Genomic DNA, 25,147 nt, shown 5'->3' on the forward strand with positions numbered 1-25,147 from the left:
AGATTTATGGATATGTCTCGCTTTAGCCCTCTCAACTGGCCGGTTGTGCGCCAGCTGCGCAGCGGCGATCCCTTTGGCAGGGACGTCAATACGCAGTCTCAAAAGAGCAAGGATAAACATGGACGCACCGTGGAAGCGGACCGCGTGGTGCAGTCAGTGTGCCCGTACTGTGCGGTCGGTTGCTCGCAGCGCGTGTATGTCAAAGATGACCGTGTCATCCAGGTAGAGGGTGATCCGGATTCGCCCATTTCTCGTGGGCGCTTGTGCCCGAAGGGATCTGCGTCGGAGCAGCTCATTAACTCCGCTACGCGCCTGACCAAGATTAAGTACCGCGCGCCTTACTCTTCGCAGTGGCAGGACCTTGATGAAGATACCGCGATGGAAATGATCGCGGATCGTTTCCTTGAGGCTCGCCGCAACGGTTGGCAGGATGTCGACGATGAGGGACGTACCCTCAATCGCACGATGGGCATCGCCGGTCTCGGCGGTGCGACCTTGGACAATGAGGAAAATTACCTTATTAAGAAGCTGTTTACCGCAGCCGGTGCGATACAGCTCGAGAACCAGGCGCGTATATGACACTCCGCCACCGTTCCTAGTCTAGGAACTTCGTTTGGCCGCGGCGGCGCAACCCAACCGCTGCAGGATATGGCGAATGCGGACTGCATCGTCATTGAGGGTTCTAATATGGCCGAGTGCCACCCAGTGGGATTCCAGTGGGTAGTAGAGGCCAAAAAGCGTGGGGCACGCATCATTCACGTGGATCCGCGCTATACGCGTACGTCCGCGTTTGCGAATCGCCACATTGGTATTCGCGGTGGCACGGATGTCGTGCTATTGGGTGCAGTGATTAATTATCTGCTGGAAAATGAGCTGTACTTCCATGACTATGTGGTGGCGTATACCAATGCGCCGATGATTATCTCGGAGGACTACCAAGACACCGAGGATCTAGATGGTTTGTTCTCTGGCTATGACCCAGAGACCGGAAAATACGTCACGGATTCGTGGCAGTACGTGCAGAAGCCCAAGGGTGCGTCGTGGAATGTGGAACGCGATGAATCGCTGGAGCATCCTAATTCGGTTTTCCAGATTCTCAAGCGCCATTACGCACGCTATACGCCTGAGATAGTGGAGGAGACCTGCGGTATTGCGCAAGAGGACTTCTACTACCTTGCGGAGTCGATTGCGCAGAATTCCACGCCGGATCGCACCACGTGCTTTGCTTATGCTTTGGGCTTTACTCAGCACACTTTGGGCGCACAGTTCATCCGTACCGCAGCCATCTTGCAGCTGCTGACCGGTAATGTGGGCCGACCAGGCTCGGGCATTATGGCGTTGCGTGGACACGCGTCTATTCAGGGGTCTACCGATATTCCGACGCTGTTCCATTCGCTGCCGGGGTATTTGCCGATGCCGAGCGTCGAGAAGCAGAGCTGGCCGGAGTTCGTGGATGGCATCCGTAATGAGTCGCAGAAGGGCTTCTGGCAGATCGGTGAGAACTATGCGGTCTCGCTGATGAAGTCCTACTGGGGCGATGCAGCGACCAAGGAAAACGGGTGGGGTTATGACCTCATGCCGCGTATTTCTGGTGCGCATTCGACCTATGAAACGCTCATGGCAATGCTGGATGAGCAGGTGGAAGGCTATTTTGTCTTCGGCCAGAATCCGGCAGTGGCGCAGTCTAATGGCGGCATGCAGCGCCGTGGTTTGGCGGCGCTAAAGTGGCTGGTTGTGCGCGATTTCCAGGAGATTGAGACTGCCTCGTTCTGGAAGGATTCGCCGGAGATTAAAAACGGCGAGCTCAAGACCGAAGATATCGGTACCGAGGTTTTCTTGATGCCGGCGGCAACCCACGTGGAAAAGGCCGGTACCTTCACCCAAACCCAGCGCATGTTGCAATGGCGTTTCCAGGCGGCACCGCCGCCAGGTGATGCCAAGAGTGACCTGTGGTTCTTCTACCAGTTGGGCAAGAAGATTAAGGAGCGTCTGCGCGATTCCACTGATCCGCGAGATCTGCCTTTGCAGAAGGTCACGTGGGATTATGTGGAAACCGAGGAAGGTGAGCCGAATTCTGAGGACGTCCTCAAGGAGATCAATGGTTATTACCTTGAGGGCCCGAAGAAGGGCGAGCTTTTGCCTGCCTTCGTGGAGATGAAAAATGATGGCAGCACCTCGGGTGGCTGCTGGATCTACACTGGCGTGTTTAAGGATGGTATTAATCAGTCCGCCCGCAAGGTTCCTGGTTCGGAGCAAAATGAGGTTGCTCCGGAGTGGGGCTGGGTGTGGCCGGCAAACCGCCGCCTGCTCTACAACCGCGCTTCGGCGAAGCCGGATGGCACTCCGTGGTCGGAGCGCAAGAAGTATGTGTGGTGGGATGCTGACAAAGGAAAGTGGGTTGGCGATGACGTGCCGGACTTCCCGGTTACTAAGGCCCCTGACTACAAGGCTCCGGTCGACGCCGTGGGGCCGGACGCCCTCGATGGCACCGATGCCTTCATCATGCAGGCTGATGGCCGCGGTTGGCTCTTTGCGCCGACCGGGCTTTCCGACGGCCCTTTGCCCACCCACTATGAGCCGCACGAGTCCCCGGTACACAATGTGCTGTACAAGCAGCAGCAGTCGCCGACGCGTCTGACCATTAAGCGTCCAGATAACCTGTCGCGTCCAGAGCCGGGCGAGCCGGGCTCTGAGGTTTTCCCGTTCGTCTTTTCCACGTATCGCCTCACGGAGATGTACACCTCGGGTGCGATGTCACGCCGCTTGCCGTATCTGGCGGAGTTGCAGCCGGGCCTATTCTGCGAGGTTGATAAGGCCTTGGCAGAAAAGCGTGGGCTAGAAAATGGAAAGTGGGCCACCATCGTCTCGCCTCGCGGCGTGATTGAGGCGCAGGTCTTGGTCACTGACCGTATGCAGATGATGAAGATCAATGGTGAGGAGTTCCACCAAATTGGTTTGCCGTATCACTATGGCGAGTCCGATTCCACAGCCGTAGCTGGCGATGGTGCCAATGATTTGCTGGGCCTCACGCTGGAGCCGAACGTATTCATTCAGAATTCCAAGATCGGTGCCTGCGATATCCAGCCGGGGCGTCGTCCGCGTGGTGAGGCCCGTGTGGAGATGCTCAAGGAATACCAGAAGCGTGCGCACCTGAACCTAGATTCCGGCAATGATCTACTCACCGTGGATGATTCCTTCACCTATAATCCAGAGCCGCAGCAGCCCGTGGATGCGGACACACCCGGCGAGAAGGGCGAGGAAAGCGAAGAAGGTAAGTAAATGACAAATCTACTGACCGAGAACGCGAGCCGGCACGGCTACGATAAGTACCGCCGCATGGCCTTTTTTACCGATACCTCCATTTGTATTGGTTGTAAGGCCTGCGAGGTGGCGTGCAAGGAGTGGAACCGCAATCCGGTCGAAGGCTATGACGTCACCGGTGATTCCTATGACAACACCGGTGCGCTGGGCGCTAATACTTGGCGGCACGTGGCCTTCGTGGAACAAAATAATGACCGTATCGAGCACGCCCGCGAGGAGGGAAAGAAGCTCATTTCTTTGGGCATGCCTTCGGTCGGGGCGCAGCCGCAGGAAGTTGATACCACTCCGCCGGATACCGATACCTTCCGGTGGCTGATGTCCTCGGATGTCTGCAAGCACTGCACGCATGCAGGTTGCCTCGATGTCTGTCCTACCGGCGCACTGTTTCGCACCGAGTTTGGCACTGTGGTAGTGCAAGATGACGTGTGCAATGGCTGCGGGACATGCGTAGCCGGTTGCCCGTTCGGTGTCATTGAACGCCGCGATGATGGCGGTGTGGCGCTGAAATATGACAAGACCGCCACGGTGGATTACGTCGATAATTCCCATGCTGGCGTCAACGTGTTGAAAAAGCTCAAGCAGCTTGCCCCGCAAGGCCCGGACCATACACCGGGCGAGGCGATGCCGATCAAGAACTTGGGCGTGGCCCAGAAGTGCACTATGTGCTACGACCGGCTGAAGCAGGGCGAGCAGCCAGCGTGTTCTAAGACCTGTCCGACGGATTCCATCCAGTTTGGCCCTTATGAGGAGATGGTGGCAGCCGCCAAGGAACGCGTGCGGGTACTGCACGAGCAGGGGATTACTGAAGCCCGGCTTTATGGTGCTAATCACGATGATGGTGTGGGCGGAACCGGATCCATCTTCTTGCTTTTGGATTCGCCAGAGGTCTATGGACTTCCGCCAGATCCACGCGTGCCGACGGCGGATTTGCCGCAGATGTATAAGACCGCAGTGAAGGCCATCGGCGGCATGGCGCTGGCCGTGGCCGGTTCCTTCCTGATTGGGGGACGTAAATGAGCAACTTTGATGAGTACCGCCCGCCGCAGCCGGAGCGTCGTAACCGCTACCGGAAATTTGATGGCACCAAACCTAAAAAGAAGCGCAAGCGCCCGGGCGCGGGCGCGCAGGATGGCTCCAAAGAAGAGCGCATGGCGCAGGATTTCGAGTTCTCGTCCTACTACGGCCGCCCAGTAGTTAAGGCGCCGCCGTGGGAATGGCCAATCGGTGCGTATCTCTTCTTGGGCGGCGTCAGTGGCGGATCGGGGCTTTTGGCCGCCGGCGCACAGGCCGTAGGCAATGCACCGCTGCGTCGTACCACCCGCCTTTCTGCCTTTGGCGCGGCGGCCGCGGGATCAGTCTTTTTGATTCTAGATTTGGGCCGCCCGGAGCGCGCGCTGAATATGTTCCGCGTCTTCAAGGTGACCTCGCCGATGTCTCTGGGATCGTGGATCCTGTCGGGCTTTGCGAGCGCGGCCGCGCTGCCGGCCGCAGCGGAAGTGGATGCAGCGACTGGACATAAGCTGCCCCTGCCTAAGTTCGTGCGCACGGCGCTGCAGAAAGCTGGTGGACCGGCAGGCGCAGTCGCGGGAGTGCTCGGTGGTCCGCTAGCGGGATATACCGCGGTATTGCTGTCGAATACCTCGAACCCGGTGTGGAATGACATGAAAAAGCACCTGCCGTATGTCTTCGTTTCCTCGGCAGCGGCGGCGTCATCAGGAATGGCTATGGTGACCACCCCGGTCGAGCACGCAGGTCCTGCCCGCGTGTTGGGCATGGCCGCCGCGGCCAGCGATCTAGCGGCGACCAAGGTCTTGGAAGAAGGCATGGAGCCGGAGCCGCGCGAGGAGCTGCACGAGGGAAAGCCGGGCATGCTGATGAAGGCTTCGGAATACCTCATTGCGGCCGGTGGCGTGGGGAGCATGCTGGCTGCGGCCACAAAGTCCCGCGCGGTATCGGTGGCCGCGGGGCTATCGCTATTGGCGGGATCGGCGTGCACCCGCTTTGGTGTGCTCAACGCCGGCCTAGAAGCAGTGAAGAATCCGGAGACTACCATCGGGCCGCAAAAGCGCCGGGCGGAAAAGCGCCGGCGCGAGCAGGGCCTCGACCACGATGTGGTGAGCCCGGACTAGTCCACCTCCTGTAGGGCGGGAGCGAGTTCCGCGCCGATATCTTTCCTGCGTTGTTGCTCGGCTGCGGAGCAATAAAACTGCCGGTCGGTGGACCCGAAGGGGAGGGGAGCATGCGCTTGGCGATGCTCCCTCCGGTTGCACACCCCATCAACCCCAGCGCGGCTAGGGGCGCTGGGGAGGAGAAAATTTAGGCCTTGATATAAGCATCGCCCGTGCACTCGGTGGTGTGGCCGATGACGGGGTAGCCGGGGACCTCGCCGATGAGGAGGAGTCCGCCGGAAGTTTGGGCGTCGGCAAGCAGCACCAGCTCTTCCTCGCTCAAGGAGGTTTCCAGGTGTGGGCGTACCCAGTCGAGGTTGCGGCGGGAGCCACCGGGGATGAATCCTTCCGCCAAGGCCTCCTTCGCGCCGTCGATGGTGGGCACGGCGGAAAAGTCGAGCTCCGCGGCGATGCCAGAGGCGCGGCACATCTTATAAAGGTGGCCGAGCAGGCCGAAGCCGGTGACATCGGTGGCCGCACGCACGCCCGCCTCCACCGCGGCACGGGCGGCCTCGCGGTTCAAGGTGGTCATGGAATCGACTGCGGCTTGGGATACCTCGCCGGTGGCCTTGTGTTTATTGTTAAGGATGCCTACGCCGATGGGCTTGGTGAGGGTAATGGGCAAGCCGGGCTCGGCGGCGTCGTTGCGCATGAGCTTTTCGGGCGCGACGATACCGGTGGCGGCCATGCCATAGAGCGGTTCAGGGGCGGTAATGGAATGGCCGCCGGTAACAGAGATGCCGGCTTCGGTGGCTACGTCCATGCCGCCGCGCAAGACCTCGCGCAGCACGTCGAGTCCGAGCTTTTCATTGGGCCAGCCTACGAGGTTGATGGCGGTAACGGGGGTGCCGCCCATGGCATAGACATCAGAAAGCGCGTTGGCCGCAGCCACTCGCCCCCAATCGTAGGGGTCATTGAGCATCGGGGTGAAAAAATCCGCGGTGGAAATAACTGCTAGACCATCCTGGATTTTGACGGCCGCAGCATCATCGCCGTCATCTAGGCCCACCAGTACATTAGGGTCGGACTTGCCTATCAGGCCCTCGACGGCAGACTCAAGCTGTCCAGCGGGAATCTTGCAGGCGCAACCGCCGCCTGCGGCGAAAGAGGTGAGTTTAATTTCTTCGGTCATAGCGCCATTTTACTCATCTCCAGAGAGTATCTGGCTGCAAAGCTAGGGCGGGAACCCGCTTGCGGCGGCGTGTGGCGATAGGACAGAGGGCGCCGAGGTTTCGCCTTCGAGGGGCTTGGTGGACGTAGGGATGACAGGTGTATTGGCGCCGGGGAATGCGCGTGTAAGGTGAGCACACGGAGGCGTACGTGTCCTGGTGGGCGCCCCGGTCTTCAAAACCGGTGAGGCCGAGCATCTCGGTCTGGCAGGTTCGATTCCTGTCCGTCTCCGCCATTCGCGCGCAAGGAGGAATGCCACAGTGCCCACGCCCACCCCTGCAGCCAGCCCCGATCCCCGTCGGAATATTCCCCGCATGGATGAGCTGCTCCAGCTGCCAGAAGTAGAAACCGCGCGACAGCGCCTTGCCGAGCACACCATTCGTGCAATTGTTCAGCGCACAGTTGCCCAAGCACGCCGCGGCGAGCTGCCTATCAACGATATCCCCACAGAAATTGCGCAGCGCCTGGGTCAGCAGAGGGTGCATTCCCTGCGGCCGGTCATCAACGCCACCGGCGTCATCATCCATACCAACTTAGGGCGCGCCCCTCTTCCGAGAGCCGCAGTAGAGGCCCTTCATGACGCCGCCTCTTATACCGACGTGGAAATGGACCTTGACTCCGGCAAGCGCTCAAAAAACCGCGGAGCTGGCGCCACGGCTGCGCTGCTTGCGGCCTGTCCCGGTGCAGAAGATGCCCTCGTGGTCAATAACGGCGCCAGTGCCTTGCTCTTGGCCACTGCCGCACTCGCCCCGGGCAAAGACGTCATCATTTCGCGCGGCGAACTTATTGAAATCGGTGCGGGCTTTCGTTTGCCGGAGCTCATCGAGTCTACGGCCACGCGCCTCAAGGAAGTCGGCGCGACTAATCGCACGCATCTGGCCGATTATGAGCGCGCGCTGGGGGAAAATACTGGCGCCATTTTGAAGGTGCACCCTTCTAACTTCCGCATTGAGGGCTTTACCTCCGCAGTCGGCGTGGATGAGCTGCACCGCCTAGCAGCGCAGCACCATACTCGGTTCATTGTGGACTTAGGTTCTGGTTTGCTGAACCATGATCCCGCAGTGCCAGAGGAACCAGATATTCAGGCCCAGCTGCGCGCCGGCGCCGATATCGTCATTGCCTCCGGCGATAAGCTACTCGGCGGCCCGCAGGCAGGAATTTTGCTCGGCACCAAGGAGGCGATTGCTGCGGTGAAAAAGCACCCACTTGCGCGCGCCGTGCGTATAGACAAGCTGCGCCTCAACGCCTTGGAGGCTGCCATTTCCACGCCTTCGAATGCGGTGCAAGATGCATTGCATCTGGACCGGGAGACCCATCGCGCGCGCACGGAAGCGATAGCGGAGGCAGTCGGTGCGCATGTAGTGCCCCACGATGGCCGCGTGGGCGGTGGCGGGGCGCCCGAATACCCGCTACCCGGTTATGCAGTTAGCCTGCCAGAACACTTTGCGGAAGCACTTCGCCACCACGAACCACCGGTGGTAGCCCGGGTGCATCAGGGCAACTGCTTAGTGGATATACGCTGCGTTCCCGCAGACCAAGACGCCGTGGTCATTGCCGCGATTAAGGCGGTGGGCTAGGTGTACGTCGTTGCTACCGCCGGTCATGTAGACCATGGCAAGTCCACCTTGGTGCGCGCACTTACGGAGATGGACCCGGACCGGTGGGAAGAAGAGAAGCGCCGCGGGCTCACCATTGACCTAGGATTTGCCTGGACCACCTTGCCCTCTGGTGCAGATGTGGCTTTCGTGGACGTGCCTGGCCATGAAAAATTCTTGGGCAATATGCTTGCCGGCGTAGGCCCGGCCCCAGTGGTCCTTTTCGTGGTGGCAGCTGATGAGGGGTGGCAAGCCCAGTCCACCGATCATCGCGATGCCTTGCGGGCACTGGGCGTAGAGCATGGAATTATCGTACTTACCCGCAGCGACCGCGCCACCGTAGATCGCACCGCCGAGATCCGTGCGGAGCTGGCAGATACCCCGCTTGCCGACGCCCCCATTATCCCCGTCTCCGCCCCTACCGGCGAAGGCATTGCAGAGCTGCGGCGGGCGCTGGATGATGTGCTTGCTGAAGTACCTGCTCCCGATCCGACAGCCCCAGTGCGCCTGTGGATCGACCGTGCGTTTAGCGTAAAGGGAGCGGGCACCGTGGTCACCGGAACACTCGCCGCGGGCAGCTTGCGCGTAGGCGATAGCCTGCAGGTGGTGACAGCTGAGGGCGAAAAGACGGTGGAGATTCGGGGACTGCACAGCGAAAATCGTGCACAGGAATCCCTTGGCCCTGTCACCCGCGCGGCCGTCAACCTGCGGGGAGTAGATGCCGCCGAGATTCATCGCGGCGACGTAGTGCTGAGCCTGGGCGCATGGCGACTGGTGGAGCACCTCGATATTCGCCGCACCTTTGGCGCCGAGCTCGATGGGCTGCCGGATAACCTCGTCGTCCATACCGGAACCGCCGGGGTAGAGGGCCACTTGCGGCCCCTTTCGTCCGATTTCGCGCGCCTTAGCTTGGCTCATCCGTTGCCCCTTCAGCTCCTCGACCGCTTCGTCGTCCGCAGCCCCGGCGGCCGCCACGTCGTCGCCGGGGTAGAAGCAGTAGATCTTCGCCCGCCAGAGCTTAACCGTCGCGGTGCCGCTCGCCGCCGCGCAGAAGAACTCAGCGCGCAGGAGTCATTTAGGGATCCTGCCTCCTATCTGCGGCGCGTCGGCTACGCCCTCCTAGAAGACCTCGCCCGCGATGGCTTCGATACTGCCGCGCCACCCGCAGGCATCATCGCCTTCCGCGAGTGGTGGATAGCCGCTTCCCAGGTAACACGGTGGAAGGAAGCACTCAACGATGCTCTGCATGCCCACGCTGCCGCACATCCCTTGGCGCAGGGAATGCCTCGCAAGGCGGCCATGGATGCCCTCGGCCTGCGCGACGAAGGATTGCTAGGGCTTGCGATCGCCGCTGCGAAAGCAGAAAGCAGTGAGGGAGTGCTTCGCTTGCCTGGGCAACGGGTGGATCTCGGCGCGGCTGAGCAGGGCATTGCTGTTATCGAGAAGAGACTTAAAGCGTCACCCTTTGCGGCACCAGAGGCAGATGATTTGGCAGAGCTGGGTCTGGGGTCCAAGGAGCTTGCTGCCGCTGAGCGCGCCGGGCGCCTGTTGCGTCTTCAGCACAGCATCGTGCTTTTGCCCTCGGCACCAGAGGAAGCGCGTCGGTACTTGGCCGAGCTGGAACAGCCCTTCACGCTTTCTGCTGCCCGCCGGGCCTTGGGGACGACGCGACGGGTAGCCATTCCGCTCCTGGAATATTTAGATGCCCAGCGGATTACTCGCCGCGGGGAGGGAGGCTGCAGAACCTTGCGCTAGCAAGGACACTTTGGCGGGGCCGGTAGCTATTTGCGGTGGTTTCCTCCGCGGTGGTGGGAAGTCTCGCGTGCTACGCGCCGAGCCCGCACGCGCGCGGATTCGGAAGAATAACGGCCTGGTTCCTCGGCTACCGGGAGCACGCGCCAACTAAAACTCTGCTCGCCTGGGACAGAGGAGACCAATTCTGCAAGCTTGGCGCTGGCTTTAGGCGGCGTGGCCGAGTGAGCAGTTTGTTGTGGCGAAGCCGTCTGGGAAGGCGCAGCGGGTGCGGCTGGCTGCGCGTGCGGTCCTTGCGGACGACGCGAGCCCGTGGGAAGTGCAGTGACGATGGTCTCGCCGGATACTGTGTGATCCCAGACTTCGGGCTGTGTGGGCATGGATGCAGGTGCGGCGGCAGGAATTGCAGGTTGGGGAGCAGGCACGCGCAATGGTGGGACGGCGGGGGAGAAGATTTCCTCGGTGGTGGCCGTATCAGCGGGGATATCGACTGCAAGCATGCCGTGGCTCGTGTAGGCACGGGCGGACAGCCCCGCTCCGGAGGCACTAGCAGCCTCGAATGCGGCACGCAGACCAGGCAGCGAGGCGATATCGCCGCAGGGGCCGAGAACCATATCGTCGCAGGTAGCCACAGCCGTACCGGAAAGGTCTTCCAGGGTAACGAAGAATTGTTGCGTACCCATGCACTGAAGCTGGGGTGAGGAAAGGTCGCCGGCGGCGACGTCGATAAGCACGCCTCGTCCACCGGCTAGCAGCGCGGTTCCTTGGGGCTGGTCATTGACCGGAACCATCCACGGCCACATGCCGAGGGACACGGCAACCTCCACCTTGCCGTCTACTACTTCCACTGTGGCACTAGTCTGTGGCTGGGCAAACGAGTTTTTCAAACGCTCTAGGGCGGGATATTCCGCGGCTTCTACCTCATCCAAAAAACCTAAAAAGCCGAAGTCTGAGCGGATGCGCCAGCCGTTGGTGTAGGTATCGGGCTCTAGGGAGACATCGACAAGCGCTGCGTGCTCGGCCACGCCGGGGATGCTCAACGCGGTGCCCAGCACGGGGTGCTCAAGGACTGCGACATGCTCCACGCCGAAGTAACTAGTCGCGAGCGGGTAAAGCGCCATAGAAAGTCACTCCCAAGGTTTAAGGCCGGTAAACAATGCTGGACCTATTTTACGCATATGGGGGTAAGGCTGATGCCAGCTTTATATCCAGCGAGTTTTTATTAATGTGTAGACAGCTCTTTCAAAGTGACGCCTGAAAATAGAATAGGAGTAGAACCATCTCTTCTTCACCGTCTTCTTCATCCCGCCCTGTGCGCGGGGTAAATAGCTCGGAAGAAAGTAAAAAACGCACCCGTAACGCCAAGCGCATTCTCAAAGACATTATGTACCCGCATAATATCCACCCTGCGCTGGTGCCGGGCGTTTCCATTGAGGATCAGAAGGTTAAATATGGAGTGGATAAGCCGATCCTTGTGGCGGTCGGCGGCCTGGTCATGGCCTTCGTCATTTGGGGTGTGGTTGCGCCCGAGCAAGTCTTTGATGCCTCTTCGGCCGCGCTGGATTGGGTAATGCGCAACTTGGGTTGGATTTTTACTGCCTTGGCTACGTTCCTGATGTTTTTGCTCCTCATCTTGGCCTTTTCCAAGTACGGAAAGATTCCACTGGGGCTCGATGGGGAGAAGCCAGAGTTTTCCACGGTGAGCTGGGCTGCGATGCTCTTTGGTGCTGGCATTGGTATCGGCATTATTTTCTTCGGCCCCTTCGAACCGCTGAGCTACTACCTTTCGCCGCGGCCAGGCGCGTACGAGGCAGCTAGCGATAAAGCCATGCTTGGGGCAATGGCTCAGGCCGCAATGCACTGGGGATTTAATGCTTGGGCAATCTATGCCATCGTGGGCTTGTGCGTGGCCTATGTGTCTTTCCGCCGCGGCCGCGTTCCCCTGATGAGTTCCATTTTGATGCCGCTTTTCGGCAATCGTTCTACGGATTCCCTGCCGGCGCGCATCATCGACGGCCTGGCCATTATTGCCACGCTCTTTGGTACCGCCGCGACCTTGGGCATTGGTGCGCTGCAGATCGGCCGCGGCGTGGAATTGGTTAGCGGCTGGTCCACCACCGGCAATACTGCGGCGCTGGTCATTATCGTGGTGCTGTCTATCGGCACGATTTTTTCGGCCGTTTCGGGCGTGGCTAAGGGCATTCGTTGGCTCTCAAATATCAACCTGGTGCTAGCGCTTGCGCTGGCGCTGTTCTTCTTCGTGGTAGGTCCCACCGCTTTCTTGATCAACATGTTGCCGGCAGTGGTGATTGAGTATCTCGATGAAATGCCGCAGATGCTCTCTGCCAATATGGGCGAGGGCGAAGATATGGTGGCATTCCTCTCCTCATGGACCACCTTCTACTGGGCTTGGTGGGTATCGTGGTCACCGTTTGTGGGTGTTTTCGTAGCCAAGATTTCGCGCGGGCGTACCATCCGCCAATTCGTGCTTGGCGTGCTGCTTATTCCATCGGCCATCATTGTTGCTGCCTTTACCATTCTTGGTGGCACCACCATTTGGCTGCAGCGCCGCGATGGCGATATCGCCCCGGACGGCACTATTGACTCTATGCCGGCGGCAGAAGATATCTTCTTTAAGGTCCTGGACCATTTCCCAGGTGCAGAGTGGATGGCACCCATTGTCATTCTCATGCTGGTTGTCTTCTTCATTACCACGGCGGACTCCGCATCCATTGTGAACTCGCAGCTCACGCAGCGGGGTAACCCCAAGCCAAACCCTATTGTTACCGTCTTTTGGGTGGTGTGCATGGCCGGCATCGCCGTGGTCATTTTGCTCGCTGGCGGACGCAATGCGCTGCAGGGCCTGCAGAATCTTATTACGATTACCTCTCTGCCATTTGCGGTCATCATTGTGCTTATGTGTATCGCGCTGGTGCGCGAGCTGCGCCATGATCCAATCTCTATCCGTCACTTCTACGAGGATGAGGCGGTTTCTAATGCGATTGTGCGTGGCGTGCGCGATTATGGCGATAATTTTGCCTTGTCCATTGAACCGACGGAGGGGGACTATGCAACGGGCGCGCACTTTAACTCCACTGCAGCAGAGGTGACCGATTGGTACGCGCGCACGGACGAGGAAGGCCACGCTGTGGGCTATGACTACGAGACAGGCGAGTACGTGGATAATGATCCTTCTATCAAGAATGGCGAATTTATCTCTCCTGTGCCTGAGGACAAAGATGAGGGTTAATACCTGATAATTATTATCAGGTAGGGTGCCAGCTATGACTCTTAGTACCTTTGTTTTCGCCTTCGCCTTGGTGCTGCTTTCGGGGCTATCGACCTCGATTGGCGGAGCCTTGGCGGTGGGAAAGCGCCAGCCGGGCCCGGCTTTCATGGCTGCAGCTCTAGGTCTTTCGGCCGGTGTGATGCTCTACGTCTCCTTCATGGAGATTCTCCCCGAAGGCATATCCCAGCTTTCCGACGCCCTCGGGGGAGAAACCGCTGGCACCTGGGCCGCCGTCGGTGCCTTCTTTGCTGGCATTGCCGTCATTGCCATCATTGACCGGCTCGTGCCGGAAGAGATCAACCCCCATGAGCCGGCTACAACGGCCGAAGAGGCCCGCCGCAAAAAGCTGATGAAAACTGGCGTATTTACCGCCTGCGCGCTGGGGCTGCACAATTTTCCGGAAGGATTCGCTACCTTCTTATCCGGCCTAGAGTCTAAGGAAATCGCGGTGCCGGTGGCGGTGGCAATCGCCATTCACAATATCCCGGAAGGCATCGCGGTGGCCGTCCCGCTGCGGGAGGCAACCGGATCACGCACGAAGGCCTTTTGGTGGGCCACCTTGTCTGGACTGGCAGAGCCGATTGGCGCACTCATTGGTTTCGGCCTTCTCATGCCGGTTATTGGGCCGGCGACAATGGGAATCAGCTTCGCCGCCATCGCCGGCATCATGGTCTTTATCTCACTGGATGAGCTTTTGCCCACCGCCGAAGAAACCGGCGAGCATCACCATGCCATTTATGGCCTGAGCGCCGGCATGGCCGTAATGGCGGTATCGCTCATGCTATTTATGTAGCTGCTGGGCTGTGGTGATTTAAGCCTAAGCCTCCGCCTGCTTGGCAGAGGAGGCCGAGGACTCGCCAAAGGAGGCCTTGACCGCCATGACGATGGTGGCGATGACCGTGCCGAGAACCAGTCCGCAAACCATGGACATGCCGGTCTCTGCCAGCCAAGCCAGGGCGCCATTAGAAATCTTTTCGGTCACGGAAGCGATGAATTCGTGCGGCTGGTTCATGCCGAATTCGTGCAAGCCCTTGACTACGATATGGCCGCCGACCCATAGCATCGCGGCGGTGCCGATGACACCGATGATATCGAGCACAATGGGCATGCCCTTGACAAGCGCGTTGCCCACCGTGGACTTGCCATTGTGGCGCTCATTTAAGGCCATGCCAATATCGTCCATCTTGACCAATAGGCCCACGGCGCCGTAGACGCCCAAGGTCAATATGATGCCGACGAAAATGAGGGCCCCGAGTCGCATCCAGAACGGCTGGTCGATGACCTCGTTCAAGGAAATGACCATGATTTCAGACGACAAGATGAGGTCAGTGGTAATCGCGGACTTGACTAAGCTGTCTTCGGCGTCGGCACCCTTTTCTTGCACCGACTCGGTTTCTTTCTCTCGGTGGGGAAGAAGGTGGTGCAAGATTTTCTCGGCACCCTCGAAGCAAAGGTAGGTACCGCCGCACATCAAGATAGGCGTGAGTGCCCACGGGGCGATCCAGGAGAGGATCATCGCGATAGGCAAGATGATAACGAGCTTATTGATAAGCGAGCCCTTGGTGATGCGCCAAATCATCGGCAGCTCGCGCTGCGGCTTAATACCTTCGACGTATTGCGGGGTTACCGCGGCATCATCGACTACAACACCAGCGGCTTTCACCGAGGTCTTGCCCGCGAGTGCGGCCACATCGTCAACGCTGGAAGCTGCGGAGCGGGCGATCAAAGCGACGTCGTCAAGCAGCGCAAATAGGCCACCGGCCATAGATTATCCTTCTGGGGTTAGGGTAATGTCATCGGACCACGTCAAGTTTATCCCTTGATGTGCCAACCAAGCCATCGCATCGTCACCGCTGCGAGTAATGCCTTCCACTGCGGTTAGGGTGGTGTCGATCGCTTTTTCTGCCTCCTCGGCAGTAATCAAGCCAGCGGAGGTGGCGGCAGAGAGCTCATCAATATCGAGGACGGAAATGGGCTCGTCGCGCGTTGCGACCAGGTCCACATAAAGATCGCGGGTGGTCCAGAGCGCACCATCGCGCTGGATTTCGGCAACGTCGATATAAAAATCTTGGTGGACGTCTACGCCCGGACGGAAGTGAAAGATATTGGCACGCAGGTTAAGGCCGGGTAGCAGCCACGATTCTAGGTAACCAAAGCGTGGGTGATCGGCGCCGCGGGCCATGTACAGACCAAACTCGGTTTCGGTGTAGGTATCGACCTCGCGCAGGAAACCTTTGGGGTCGGTATTGGTGTAATCGATGGTATTAAAGGTCTCGCGCTTGACCGGATGGAGGTCCACCGCCATCTACTTCACCTCAAGGAAAGCGGCAGTGGGGGCGAATTTGCAGTGGGACTCTTGGGTATTAACGCCGCCGGATAGAAGCGCGATAACGGTGCCTTTGCCGGTCTGGGCGGTGCCGGACAAGGTGGTGGGGCCATCCTGGTTGATGCCATTGTTATTCAGCGGGGTGATGCCGCTGCGCAGGGTATCTAGGTTGAACCACTGCACATTCATTCCGCCCTGCTCGCGCGCGGCCGGAGGGGTGCCAAGAGCGGTAAAGAGGAAGACGGTCTCGCCGGGTTGTGCACCAGGTGCTGGCATTTCCGTGGGGCCAGGTACGGCAATGGCCGAGCCCATGGCATCGCTGGTGCCGCCGATGCAATGTGCGGAGACGGTGGGCCAATAAAACTGGCGGAAATTCGGGTTATTGCCCTCCGGCATAGCCACGCCGCCCTTGCCATCGCCGCCGCCGGCGAAGAACGCGAGGCCCGAGAGAATAGCGTTGCGAACATCCTCGGGAATCCAAGGTTGTGCCGCAAAAGCGCGGATGCGGTCCTGGGTTTCCTGATTGGGGCGGCCTAGCTCGTCGAGGGGGCTATGGGAAGAAGCCTGCTGCACCAGGATAGAAAGGTCTGGTGCAGATGCCTGCGCTGGGGCGACGAGTGGGGAGGCGAGGCCGATGAGCGCGGCCGTGGCGGCGGTAATATAACCGATGCGGCCGGATAGGCGCCAGGTGGTGCGGGCGTTGCTCACGTTATCAATTCCTTGGGTGCGGTCTCGGTCAGGGCATTCAAACCCCATTAGTCACAATCGTAACAATAGTACCTAAAGTAACGATAGTGATAGCTAGGGAGGTGTCAAGTGTGTTTGCGATCTATAAGAATCTTCGCTCGCCCTATACGGTGCGTTACCGGGTAAAGCCAACCCCAATGCTGCACTTGGCCCTTTAAGGGGGTATCGTGGGAGCTCGTTCAAGATCAAATTCGCGCGCGCAAGCGCTGTAGATCCTCCGAAGGAGAACCCCACTAGTGAGTAATACCGAGTTCCGTAATGTTGCCATCGTCGCGCACGTTGACCATGGCAAGACCACCCTGGTCAACGGCATGCTGGAGCAGTCCGGCGCCTTTGGTGACCACGGTGAACACACGGACCGCGTCATGGACTCCAATGATCAGGAGCGCGAGCGCGGCATTACCATTCTGGCCAAGAACACGGCCATTCACCGCAAGGGCCTAGGCAAGGACGGCCAGGACCTGATTATTAACGTCATCGACACCCCAGGCCACGCCGACTTCGGTGGCGAGGTCGAGCGCGGTATTTCCATGGTGGATGGCGTCGTCTTGCTCGTCGATGCCTCCGAGGGACCGCTGCCGCAGACCCGCTTCGTGCTCACCAAGGCACTGGAAGCCAAGCTGCCGGTTATCATCTGCGTGAACAAGACTGACCGCCCGGATGCCCGCATCGACGAGGTTGTCTCCGAGTCCCAGGACCTCCTGCTGGAAATCGCCGCCGGCCTGGAGGATGAGGAAGCTGCAGCCGCCGCCGAGGAGCTGCTGGACCTGCCGGTTCTCTACGCTTCCGGCCGCGCCGGCGTTGCCTCCACCGAGAACCCAGGCGATGGCAACGTCCCTGCGGGCGAGGATCTGCAGCCGCTTTTCGACGTCATCTATAACGTCCTCCCAGAGCCTTCCGCTACCGTCGACGCCCCACTGCAGGCGCACGTGACCAACCTGGACGCCTCCGACTTCCTAGGCCGTATCGCGCTGCTGCGTATCTACGCCGGCCGCATTAAGAAGGGCCAGCAGGTGGCCTGGATCCACTACGACGAGGATGGCAACCAGCACACCAAGACCGTGAAGGTCGCCGAGCTGCTGCGCACCGTCGGCTTCGAGCGTCAGCCGGCCGAGGAAGCCATCGCCGGTGACATCGTGGCTATCTCCGGCATTTCTGACGTCATGATTGGTGACACCATCGCCGATCCGGAGCACCCAGAGGCTTTGCCGCGCATCACTGTGGATGAGCCGGCCATTTCCATGACCATTGGTGTCAATACCTCCCCGATGGCAGGCCAGGGCGGCGGCGATAAGCTCACCGCCCGTATGGTCAAGGCTCGTCTCGAGCAGGAGCTCATCGGTAACGTCTCCCTGCGCGTGCTGCCGACCGAGCGTCCTGATGCTTGGGAGGTACAGGGCCGCGGCGAAATGGCGCTGTCCGTGCTTATCGAGTCCATGCGTCGCGAAGGCTTCGAGCTGACCGTCGGTAAGCCGCAGGTTGTTACTAAGGAAGTCGACGGCAAGACCTACGAGCCGTACGAAATCCTCACCATCGACTCCCCCTCTGAGCACCAGGGCGCTATCACCCAGCTGCTGGCAGCCCGCAAGGGCCAGATGCAGGCTATGGATGTGCGCGAGGGGGACTGGGTACGCATGATCTTCCGCGTTCCCGCCCGTGGACTCATTGGCTTCCGCACCCAGTTTATGACCGAGACCCGCGGTGCCGGCATCGCCAACTCCATCTCTGATGGCTTGGACGTATGGGCGGGCGAGATCAAGTCCCGTCCGACCGGCTCCTTGGTTGCTGACCGTAGCGGTCAAATCACCCAGTACGCGCTGATGCAGCTGGCCGACCGTGGCAACTTCTTCGTCGAACCAGGCGCTGAGGCCTACGAGGGCATGGTCGTTGGTGCCAATAACCGCGACGAGGATATTGACATCAACATCACCAAGGAAAAGAAGCTGACCAATATGCGCTCCGCAACGGCGGATGCCACGGTCACCCTTGCCAAGGCACACACCCTCTCCCTGGAAGAGGCGCTGGAGTTCTGTGGCAACGACGAGTGCGTCGAGGTTGCCCCGAATGCTCTGCGCGTACGTAAGGTTGAGCTTTCCGCTACTGATCGCAAGCGTGCTGCTGCGCGCGCGAAGCAGATGAATAAGTAGTGAGCACCACCTTAGGTGGTAGTGATTGCCGCTGAGGTGGCAACCACCGCCGCTACTGCTGCCGCCTCCTCTACTACGGCCTTAACCGCTGAGGAGGCGGTTTTGTCATATGCCACCTCCTTTTTGATCTGCTGAATGCGTGCCCGCATTTCCCGTCGCTTCATGCCCTCCGCATCATTTTTGAGCAGAGTATAGGCACCGGAGACTTCGCGGAGGATATCGAGGATGATGACGTCATTGACCTCGGCTGGGCGTTGTGCTTCCAGCACCGCGACCAGCCGCTCGCGCAGTTGGTGCTCTAATTCCAAGTTCGTCATGATGTAGCGGTCGCCGCCCCATTGCCACCACTTGGCTTTTTCTATGTCGAGCTGGCCATTCGCGTGGAAATCCAAGGCGATGATTTCCCGTGGGGTAAACCAAGAAGCTTCCAAGAGCTCCTTCGTACTGGCGGTCTTGTGCTGCTGTAACTCCTCCCATGCCCAGGCCAAAACTGGGTTCTTTGGGCGCTGGGTGGTAGTTACTACCTTTTTCTTTTCCGCAAGTTCGACGTGCCCGCCCAGCAGTAGGTCCGCGAGGACGGTAGCGCGTAGGGCGGCCTCATTATTGGACACCCAGTCTTCTTTCTTGCCATTGTCTTTGGTTAATAGCAGGAACATTTCTTGGCAAATCAGCATTGGTGCCTCCCTCAAAGTTGCGGTCTGAGCCTGAGTCTAGCGCCGAATATCTTCGTTTCGGCGGGGTAGAGGGACTAAAGTAGTCCGCGATGAAAAAGAATCCGGCTTCAACAAGGCGCGCGGCGTCGGCAATGGCGGCGGTGCTGAGCACCGCTAGCCTGGCTTTCTTAAGCGCTTGCGCGGCTAACCCTGGTCCTCCACCGGTGGTGGAGGATAATGCCTCTGCGCTGCAAGAGGATCAGGCCACCACCACTGCAAAACAGCAAGAAGAGCTACCCCAAGACGCCGATTCCGCTAAGCGTCCTACTATCTCAGTGGGCGTAGATCCCTTGCGCGCGGGCTTAAACCCTCATCTGGTGGCCAATAATTCCGAGCTGGTGGACCAGATTGCGGAACTGGTGTTGCCTTCAACCTTCCACGGCGGTCAGAGGGATGCCGATATCCTGGAATCCGCCGCTGAGGTCAACGCCCCCAAGGGGGTGGCGCAGCGAGTGCGCTACGTTATTGCTTCACCTGCGCAGTGGTCAGATGGTACGCCTATCTCTGGTGCGGACTTTAGCTACTTGTGGAAGCAGATGACCACGACCTCCGGTGTACGAGATCCCGCCGGATACCACGCTATTTCGGCCGTGAATACCTCTGATGGTGGTCGCGTAGTCACGGTAGATTTTTCCCAGACGGTCAAGGACTGGCACCTGCTTTTCCATAACCTACTGCCTTCGCACTTGCTGCAAGATGATAATTTCGGCTCTGCATTAGCGGATAAGATTCCGGCATCGGCCGGACGCTTCCTTGTCGATAGCGTGGACCGCGGGCGCGGAGTCATTACCTTGAACCGAAATGATCGGTTCTGGGGCGCTAACCCGGCCCAAGTGGATGTCATCCAGCTAAGTGAGGTGCGCGATAGCACCCAGGCGCTGAATATGTTGCGCTCCGGACAGATTGGATTCGCGGACTTTACTCCGGACCAAACCTCAGAGGAGGCGTTGGGTCTTTTAGGGCATGTTTCTGAAAAAGCACTTACTCGCCCACGCCAACTGCGCCTGCATATGTCTACTGCGGAAGGCGCATTGGAGGAAAGGGCAGAGCGCCGCGGATTGGCCTCGCTGATTGATACGGATCAGGTCGCCCGCTTGGCCACCGGTCGTGCTTCCAATCTGGAGCCCGGACATAACCCTATAAGCAAAGACACGGATCTTACTGCGTTGCGCGCACGCGCCAGCAAAAAACCGATTCGCTTTGCGGTAGATCCTACTAGCCCCACTGCCTTGGCCGCGGCAAATACCCTCTACGATGTTCTGGAAGCCCACGGGATAGATGCCGAGGTGGTTTCCGAGCGCCTAACCACAATAACCTCCAAGCTTTTGCCAGAAGGCGATGTGGATGCCGTGGTTACTTGGGAAGATATCTCCTTGAACTCGTTGGCCGCGGCAAATATCTTTAGCTGCGATAATAAACAACCACTGGCAGGCGATTTGTCCGGAATCTGTCCGGAGAATGCGGACGAGATTCGCGAGGAAATCTTGTCCGGGACCATGAGCCCGAAGGAGGCGCTCGGCCGCATTCGAGAAGTGAACTCTAAAGAAGCGCTCTACGTGCCGCTGATGGATGAGACGCGTATCCACGCGCTCGGGAAGGGTATTGTAGGCCCCGGCCAAAGCATTGATGATTGGGACGGGGGTCTTATCACCGCGCCCCGCTGGAGGATAGATGAAGACTAAGGATTTAACCGGCTATCGCGTGGTGGCAGTCCACGCCCACCCGGATGATGAAACCCTTTTTATGGGCGGTACCCTGGCGAGCCTCGCCGCACGCGGCGCCGAGGTCACCGTTATTACGCTCACCTTGGGCGAGGACGGCGAGGTTATTGGTGAGCCCTACCAGGGCCTGGCCGACCATGATCAGCTCGGCGGCTTTCGCGCTCGCGAATTGGCTAACGCACTGGAGGCTCTTGGAGTAAAGGGAATCCAGCTCGGCGGCTTCGGTCACTTCCGTGACTCCGGCATGGCGGGCTCACCCTCCCACGAAGATTCGCGCGCGCTGGTCAATCGCATCGAGGAGGCGGCCGATTTCCTCGGTGACGAGCTCGAAGCAATTGACCCCCACGCCATTTTGACCTACGGGCCCGATGGCGGATATGGCCACCCGGACCACATTGCGGTGCATAAGGCGGTGATGAAGGCGGCGTCGCCAAGCACACGCATTTGGTACGGCATTTTTGACCGCGCCGCTAACTACGCCGGCCTGGAAACCCTCGATGCCCCAGCTGGATGGACCAAGCCCAGCCAGGAGTACTTGGACAATTTCACCAACGAGGGTGCTGATGTCACTGTCGCTCTCTCTGACGCCGCCTTGGACGCCAAGCGCCGCGCCATGCGCGCTCACGCCTCCCAAATTTGGTTGGCCGATGGCTCCACCACCCGCACCAATCCCGCGTCCGCTGTGGCCGCGATCCATGAACCTCAGCGTGTACCCGGCGCCTTTGGCCTGTCCAATCTGCTAGTTATGCCGCTGCTGCCTGCCGAATACTTCCAACTGGGTCAAGGCGAGCCGGCCGATGATTTGCTCGGTGGGCTGTGATGCGCACGGATTTTAGCCGCGGCGAGCAGGTAACCGGCCTGGTGTGGTTGGCTATTGGCGCGTTGCTTTCGGTATTTCTCGAGGTCATTTATCTCACCGCCCGCATCCCGCTATCCAATGGGGCGAGCGTAGCCTTTCCCATTACGATTGTGATCGCGTGGTGGTTCAACTCCGTGCTTACCCGCACCGCCCGCTTGTGGAGCCGCACGCCGGTAGTCAGCGCCATCCCGCTCATCGTCTGGTGCCTGGGCTTTTTTGCCTTCATGCTCCTCGTGCCGATGACAGGAGACATGCTCTTGGCCAATAATATTCTCAGCCTGCTCCTGCTTTTGGCCGGTATAGGCGGGGGCGTTTGGCCATTTTTCAAGCAGAAGTGACATACTGTTAAACATCCCAAATCCGAGACATCAGGAAGTTTCAAGGAATCTCCATGACTTATACGATCGCACAGCCTTGCGTTGACATAATGGACCGCAGCTGCGTTGAGGAATGCCCTGTTGACTGCATCTACGAGGGCAAGCGCATGCTCTACATCCACCCGGATGAGTGCGTGGACTGCGGCGCCTGCGAGCCGGCTTGCCCGGTCGAGGCCATCTTCTACGAGGATGACGTTCCCGATGAGTGGCTGGACTATAACGACGCTAATGCAGCCTTCTTCGATGACTTGGGCTCTCCGGGTGGCGCAGCTGCCCTCGGCCCGCAGGACTTTGACGTTCCGATGATTGCCGCGCTTCCGCCACAGAATCAGGAGTAAGACATGGCTCGCGCACCGCTAGGAAAGACGCTTCCAGACTTCCCCTGGGATTCACTGGCCGGCGCCAAGAAGAAGGCCCAGACCCACCCGGGCGGAATCGTTGACCTCTCGGTGGGCAACCCCGTTGACCCAGTAGCCCCAGGCGTGCAGCTTGCGTTGACCGCAGCCGCGCAGGCCCCCGGCTACCCCCAGACCGCCGGCACCCCGGAGCTGCGCGAGGCCATCGCCGCCGCGCTGACCCGCCGCTACAATATGCAGGTCGATCGCGTACTGCCGGTGGTTGGTACCAAGGAGGCCATCGCCTGGCTGCCCACGCTTTTGGGCATGCGCGGCGAGACCGTCGCCTTCCCCTCGGTGGCTTATCCCACCTATGAGGTGGGCGCGCTGCTTGCCGGAGCCACTCCGCTGCGTGCGGATTCCGAATTCCAAGACGCCTCTTTGGTCTTTTTGAACTCGCCATCCAATCCCACGGGCCGTGTGCTCGGGGTGGAGGAGCTGCGTCGCATCGTGGCGTGGGCGCGCGAGTCCGGCGCCATCATCGCCTCCGATGAGTGCTATATGAGCTTGGGCTGGAATGACGATAATCCGCCGGTGTCCATCCTCGATCCGCGCGTGACCGACGGCGATAACACCGGGCTGATTGCCATGCATTCGCTGTCTAAGACCGCGAATATGGCTTCCTACCGCGCCGGCTTCTTCGCGGGTGATAACGACCTCATCGACGAGCTGCTGCTGCTGCGCAAGCACGCCGGCCTCATCGTCCCAGGGCCCATCCAGGCCGCCATGGTCGCCGCGCTTAACGACGACGACACCGAGACGCTTCAGCGCAACCGCTACGCCTCCCGTCGCGCGGTGCTCATGCACGCGCTTGTCGACGCCGGCTTTACCATCGACCACTCCGATGCCGGCATGTACCTCTGGGCCACCCGCGGCGAGAATTGCCGCGAGACCATCGACTGGCTTGCCGAGCGAGGTATCCTCGCCGCCCCTGGTGACTTCTATGGCCCAGCAGGCGAGAAGCACGTGCGCATTGGTCTCAACGGCACCGATGAGCGCATCGATGCTGCAGTAGACCGCCTCGCCGGTGCCTAATTCCGGCAGGCCTCCCGCACGCGAGGGCATATCCCCGCGCAAGACGGTCCTGCGCGGCTACGTGCCCGAAAAAGGGGAGTACTTCGCCGCTCGCGCCGGCGATTCCCCTTATCCGCCTGGGGCTTTGCTGCCGGCTGGGGCCGAGCTGCCGCGTCCCGTGCCCGCCTGGTATCACCCCACTGTGCCTGCCGAGCGCCCTATTCCTTTCGACTACTCAGTCATCTACGCCGACCGCGACCTCATCGTGGTCGATAAGCCGCACTTTCTGCCCACGACCACCAATGGCCGATTACAACGCGAAACTCTGCAAACCCGCCTGCGCGTAGATTTTGGCGACGACGATATCGTGCCGCTGCATCGCCTAGACCGCCTGACGGCCGGCCTTGTGCTTTGCTCTCGCAATCCCGCCACTCGCGCCGCTTACCAGGGCATCTTTGGCAAGGGGAGTGCGGTGAAGAGGTATCGGGGCGTCGTCAAGCGGCCGCTTTATGTGGATCGGGAAATCACCCTGCACATGCACAAGCCCCGCGGCTCGCGCCAGGTGCTCGTTGCTTCCGATGGCACGCCCACCTCTACGTATGTGCGCGCCGCCGGCCGGGAGGTGACCATGTGGCCGCGCACCGGCCATACCCACCAACTGCGCGTGCTGCTTAATCATCTGGGGCACCCGCTTCTCGGGGATGACACGTACCCCGCCCCGCGCAAGCTCGACCTCTATGATTTTCGCGCCCCGCTCGCCCTACTCCATGAGGCTATCTCTTTTATAGATCCTCTATCACAATCCGAGCGTCAATTTTTCAGTTCGCAGGACTTAAGAACTACAATCGAGTAGTTATTAAATCACTGGCTAGAAAGGCGGCCCATGGCAGACCTCAGCGTCGCGCGCTTTGTGTCCAATTTTGGGCAGTTTCTCAAATTCGGCATTGTTGGCGGCTCCGGTACCGCGGTTAATCTCTTTGTGGTCTATTTGTGCAGAAAGATTACTTGGTGGTCTGGCGGCATCGAGGCGGATGATCCCTTCATCAATCTCTTCGGCTCTGTTTTCCATATCCGTTGGTACCATGTGTTTTTGACCATTGCGTTTTTGGTCGCCAACACTTGGAACTACCAGCTGAATCGCATGTGGACTTTCCGATCGGTGGCGAAGGTGTCTTGGCTGCGCGGTTTCTTCCCATTCCTTCTCGCTGGAATTGGAGCTTTTATCGTAAGTCAAGTTGTGGCGACACTGTTAATGAATCCGACTTCGCCGCTGCACTTGCCCACAGACATTCTGGATGATTCGACCGGTTTGCGTACAAAGGTGTACTGGGCATCAGCCATTTCTATTATTGTCGCTATGCCGATTAACTTTATCTTGAACAAGCTGTGGACCTTCCGCTCGCAGCCGAAGACGCCTCAACTTGTCGAGGAAACCGAGCCGGCCTAGCTAGGTCCCGTGTTCATTTTCATCCCCGCCGCCCTTCGCGCTCACCAGCGCAGGTTGGCGGGGATTTTTCTTTCTCCCAGTGAGCGCGAAGGGGACAGTACCTCCC

The 25,147-nt window shown here is 59.6% G+C and carries 21 protein-coding genes and 1 tRNA gene; 16 read left to right on the forward strand and 6 right to left on the reverse strand.

What is annotated here, in order from left to right:
• The first annotated feature begins 12 nt into the window (after positions 1-12).
• From fdnG to nrfD, 3 genes are read left to right on the forward strand one after another with little or no spacing between them, the layout of a single operon-like run.
• On the forward strand, positions 13-3,279 hold the full coding sequence (gene fdnG, locus RAE07_RS07915) for a formate dehydrogenase-N subunit alpha (protein ID WP_316327725.1): 3,267 nt from the start codon (positions 13-15) through the stop codon (positions 3,277-3,279).
• A complete protein-coding gene (locus RAE07_RS07920; RefSeq protein WP_200287808.1) occupies positions 3,280-4,338 on the forward strand; it encodes a 4Fe-4S dicluster domain-containing protein in 1,059 nt (352 codons plus the stop codon). It begins immediately after the preceding gene.
• Entirely contained in the window at positions 4,335-5,450 is a 1,116-nt protein-coding gene (gene nrfD / locus RAE07_RS07925) for an NrfD/PsrC family molybdoenzyme membrane anchor subunit (protein WP_200287806.1), read from the forward strand. The genes RAE07_RS07920 and nrfD overlap by 4 nt, the downstream gene beginning before the upstream one ends.
• A gap of 187 nt (positions 5,451-5,637) precedes the next feature.
• Here the strand turns inward: nrfD and selD are convergent, their stop codons facing one another.
• The gene (gene selD / locus RAE07_RS07930; protein ID WP_317001677.1) at positions 5,638-6,621 is read right to left on the reverse strand and encodes a selenide, water dikinase SelD; all 984 of its coding nucleotides are present in this window, start codon (positions 6,619-6,621) and stop codon (positions 5,638-5,640) included.
• A gap of 178 nt (positions 6,622-6,799) precedes the next feature.
• On the opposite strand from selD, the gene RAE07_RS07935 reads away from it, so the two are divergent.
• From RAE07_RS07935 to selB, 3 genes are all read left to right on the forward strand, one after another.
• A tRNA-Sec gene (locus RAE07_RS07935) sits at positions 6,800-6,894 on the forward strand.
• A gap of 79 nt (positions 6,895-6,973) precedes the next feature.
• Positions 6,974-8,236 (forward strand): L-seryl-tRNA(Sec) selenium transferase, encoded by a 1,263-nt coding sequence (gene selA / locus RAE07_RS07940; RefSeq protein WP_396335056.1) that lies wholly within the window; start codon positions 6,974-6,976, stop codon positions 8,234-8,236.
• Complete coding sequence (gene selB / locus RAE07_RS07945) at positions 8,237-10,009, forward strand: selenocysteine-specific translation elongation factor (RefSeq protein ID WP_259824404.1); 1,773 nt, start codon at positions 8,237-8,239, stop codon at positions 10,007-10,009. It abuts the gene before it with no gap.
• A gap of 26 nt (positions 10,010-10,035) precedes the next feature.
• Here selB and RAE07_RS07950 read toward each other — a convergent pair whose 3' ends face one another.
• Positions 10,036-11,127, reverse strand: coding sequence for a hypothetical protein (locus tag RAE07_RS07950; protein WP_259824403.1), 1,092 nt, complete (start codon positions 11,125-11,127; stop codon positions 10,036-10,038).
• 191 nt (positions 11,128-11,318) lie between these two features.
• Between RAE07_RS07950 and RAE07_RS07955 the strand changes: the two genes are divergently transcribed.
• The gene (locus RAE07_RS07955; RefSeq protein ID WP_316327722.1) at positions 11,319-13,256 is read left to right on the forward strand and encodes a BCCT family transporter; all 1,938 of its coding nucleotides are present in this window, start codon (positions 11,319-11,321) and stop codon (positions 13,254-13,256) included.
• A 34-nt stretch (positions 13,257-13,290) separates the two neighbouring features.
• Positions 13,291-14,088, forward strand: a complete 798-nt coding sequence (zupT, locus tag RAE07_RS07960; RefSeq protein WP_317001679.1) for a zinc transporter ZupT — start codon at positions 13,291-13,293, stop codon at positions 14,086-14,088.
• A 24-nt stretch (positions 14,089-14,112) separates the two neighbouring features.
• On the opposite strand, the gene RAE07_RS07965 is transcribed toward zupT, so the two are convergent.
• From RAE07_RS07965 to RAE07_RS07975, 3 genes are read right to left on the reverse strand one after another with little or no spacing between them, the layout of a single operon-like run.
• Complete coding sequence (locus RAE07_RS07965; RefSeq protein ID WP_316327720.1) at positions 14,113-15,060, reverse strand: DUF808 domain-containing protein; 948 nt, start codon at positions 15,058-15,060, stop codon at positions 14,113-14,115.
• Between the two features lie 3 nt (positions 15,061-15,063).
• Positions 15,064-15,600, reverse strand: coding sequence for a ribonuclease FAU-1 family protein (locus RAE07_RS07970; protein ID WP_284835702.1), 537 nt, complete (start codon positions 15,598-15,600; stop codon positions 15,064-15,066).
• Positions 15,601-16,377 carry an Rv1157c family protein gene (locus tag RAE07_RS07975; protein WP_316327716.1) on the reverse strand — a complete coding sequence of 259 codons (777 nt, stop codon included), beginning with the start codon at positions 16,375-16,377 and terminating at the stop codon, positions 15,601-15,603.
• Between the two features lie 227 nt (positions 16,378-16,604).
• Between RAE07_RS07975 and typA the strand changes: the two genes are divergently transcribed.
• Positions 16,605-18,515, forward strand: coding sequence for a translational GTPase TypA (typA, locus tag RAE07_RS07980; RefSeq protein WP_316327714.1), 1,911 nt, complete (start codon positions 16,605-16,607; stop codon positions 18,513-18,515).
• 11 nt (positions 18,516-18,526) lie between these two features.
• Here typA and RAE07_RS07985 read toward each other — a convergent pair whose 3' ends face one another.
• On the reverse strand, positions 18,527-19,189 hold the full coding sequence (locus RAE07_RS07985) for a GOLPH3/VPS74 family protein (protein ID WP_316327712.1): 663 nt from the start codon (positions 19,187-19,189) through the stop codon (positions 18,527-18,529).
• An 89-nt stretch (positions 19,190-19,278) separates the two neighbouring features.
• Between RAE07_RS07985 and RAE07_RS07990 the strand changes: the two genes are divergently transcribed.
• Genes RAE07_RS07990 through RAE07_RS08020 form a run of 7 tightly spaced genes read left to right on the forward strand, consistent with a single transcriptional unit; the run spans position 19,279 to position 25,041 of the window.
• Entirely contained in the window at positions 19,279-20,910 is a 1,632-nt protein-coding gene (locus RAE07_RS07990) for an ABC transporter family substrate-binding protein (protein WP_317001680.1), read from the forward strand.
• Positions 20,900-21,769 (forward strand): PIG-L family deacetylase, encoded by an 870-nt coding sequence (locus tag RAE07_RS07995; RefSeq protein WP_316327709.1) that lies wholly within the window; start codon positions 20,900-20,902, stop codon positions 21,767-21,769. Before RAE07_RS07990 ends, RAE07_RS07995 begins: the two co-directional genes overlap by 11 nt.
• The gene (locus tag RAE07_RS08000; RefSeq protein WP_259824481.1) at positions 21,769-22,146 is read left to right on the forward strand and encodes a hypothetical protein; all 378 of its coding nucleotides are present in this window, start codon (positions 21,769-21,771) and stop codon (positions 22,144-22,146) included. Before RAE07_RS07995 ends, RAE07_RS08000 begins: the two co-directional genes overlap by 1 nt.
• 53 nt (positions 22,147-22,199) lie before the next feature.
• Positions 22,200-22,523 (forward strand): ferredoxin, encoded by a 324-nt coding sequence (gene fdxA, locus RAE07_RS08005; protein WP_005323553.1) that lies wholly within the window; start codon positions 22,200-22,202, stop codon positions 22,521-22,523.
• 3 nt (positions 22,524-22,526) lie between these two features.
• A complete protein-coding gene (gene dapC, locus RAE07_RS08010) occupies positions 22,527-23,615 on the forward strand; it encodes a succinyldiaminopimelate transaminase (protein ID WP_316327706.1) in 1,089 nt (362 codons plus the stop codon).
• Complete coding sequence (locus tag RAE07_RS08015; protein ID WP_248099003.1) at positions 23,608-24,447, forward strand: pseudouridine synthase; 840 nt, start codon at positions 23,608-23,610, stop codon at positions 24,445-24,447. Before dapC ends, RAE07_RS08015 begins: the two co-directional genes overlap by 8 nt.
• A gap of 30 nt (positions 24,448-24,477) precedes the next feature.
• Positions 24,478-25,041, forward strand: a complete 564-nt coding sequence (locus RAE07_RS08020) for a GtrA family protein (protein ID WP_200287781.1) — start codon at positions 24,478-24,480, stop codon at positions 25,039-25,041.
• The last annotated feature ends 106 nt before the right edge of the window (positions 25,042-25,147 follow it).

Source organism: Corynebacterium nasorum (assembly GCF_032821635.1).
Classification (GTDB): domain Bacteria; phylum Actinomycetota; class Actinomycetes; order Mycobacteriales; family Mycobacteriaceae; genus Corynebacterium; species Corynebacterium kefirresidentii.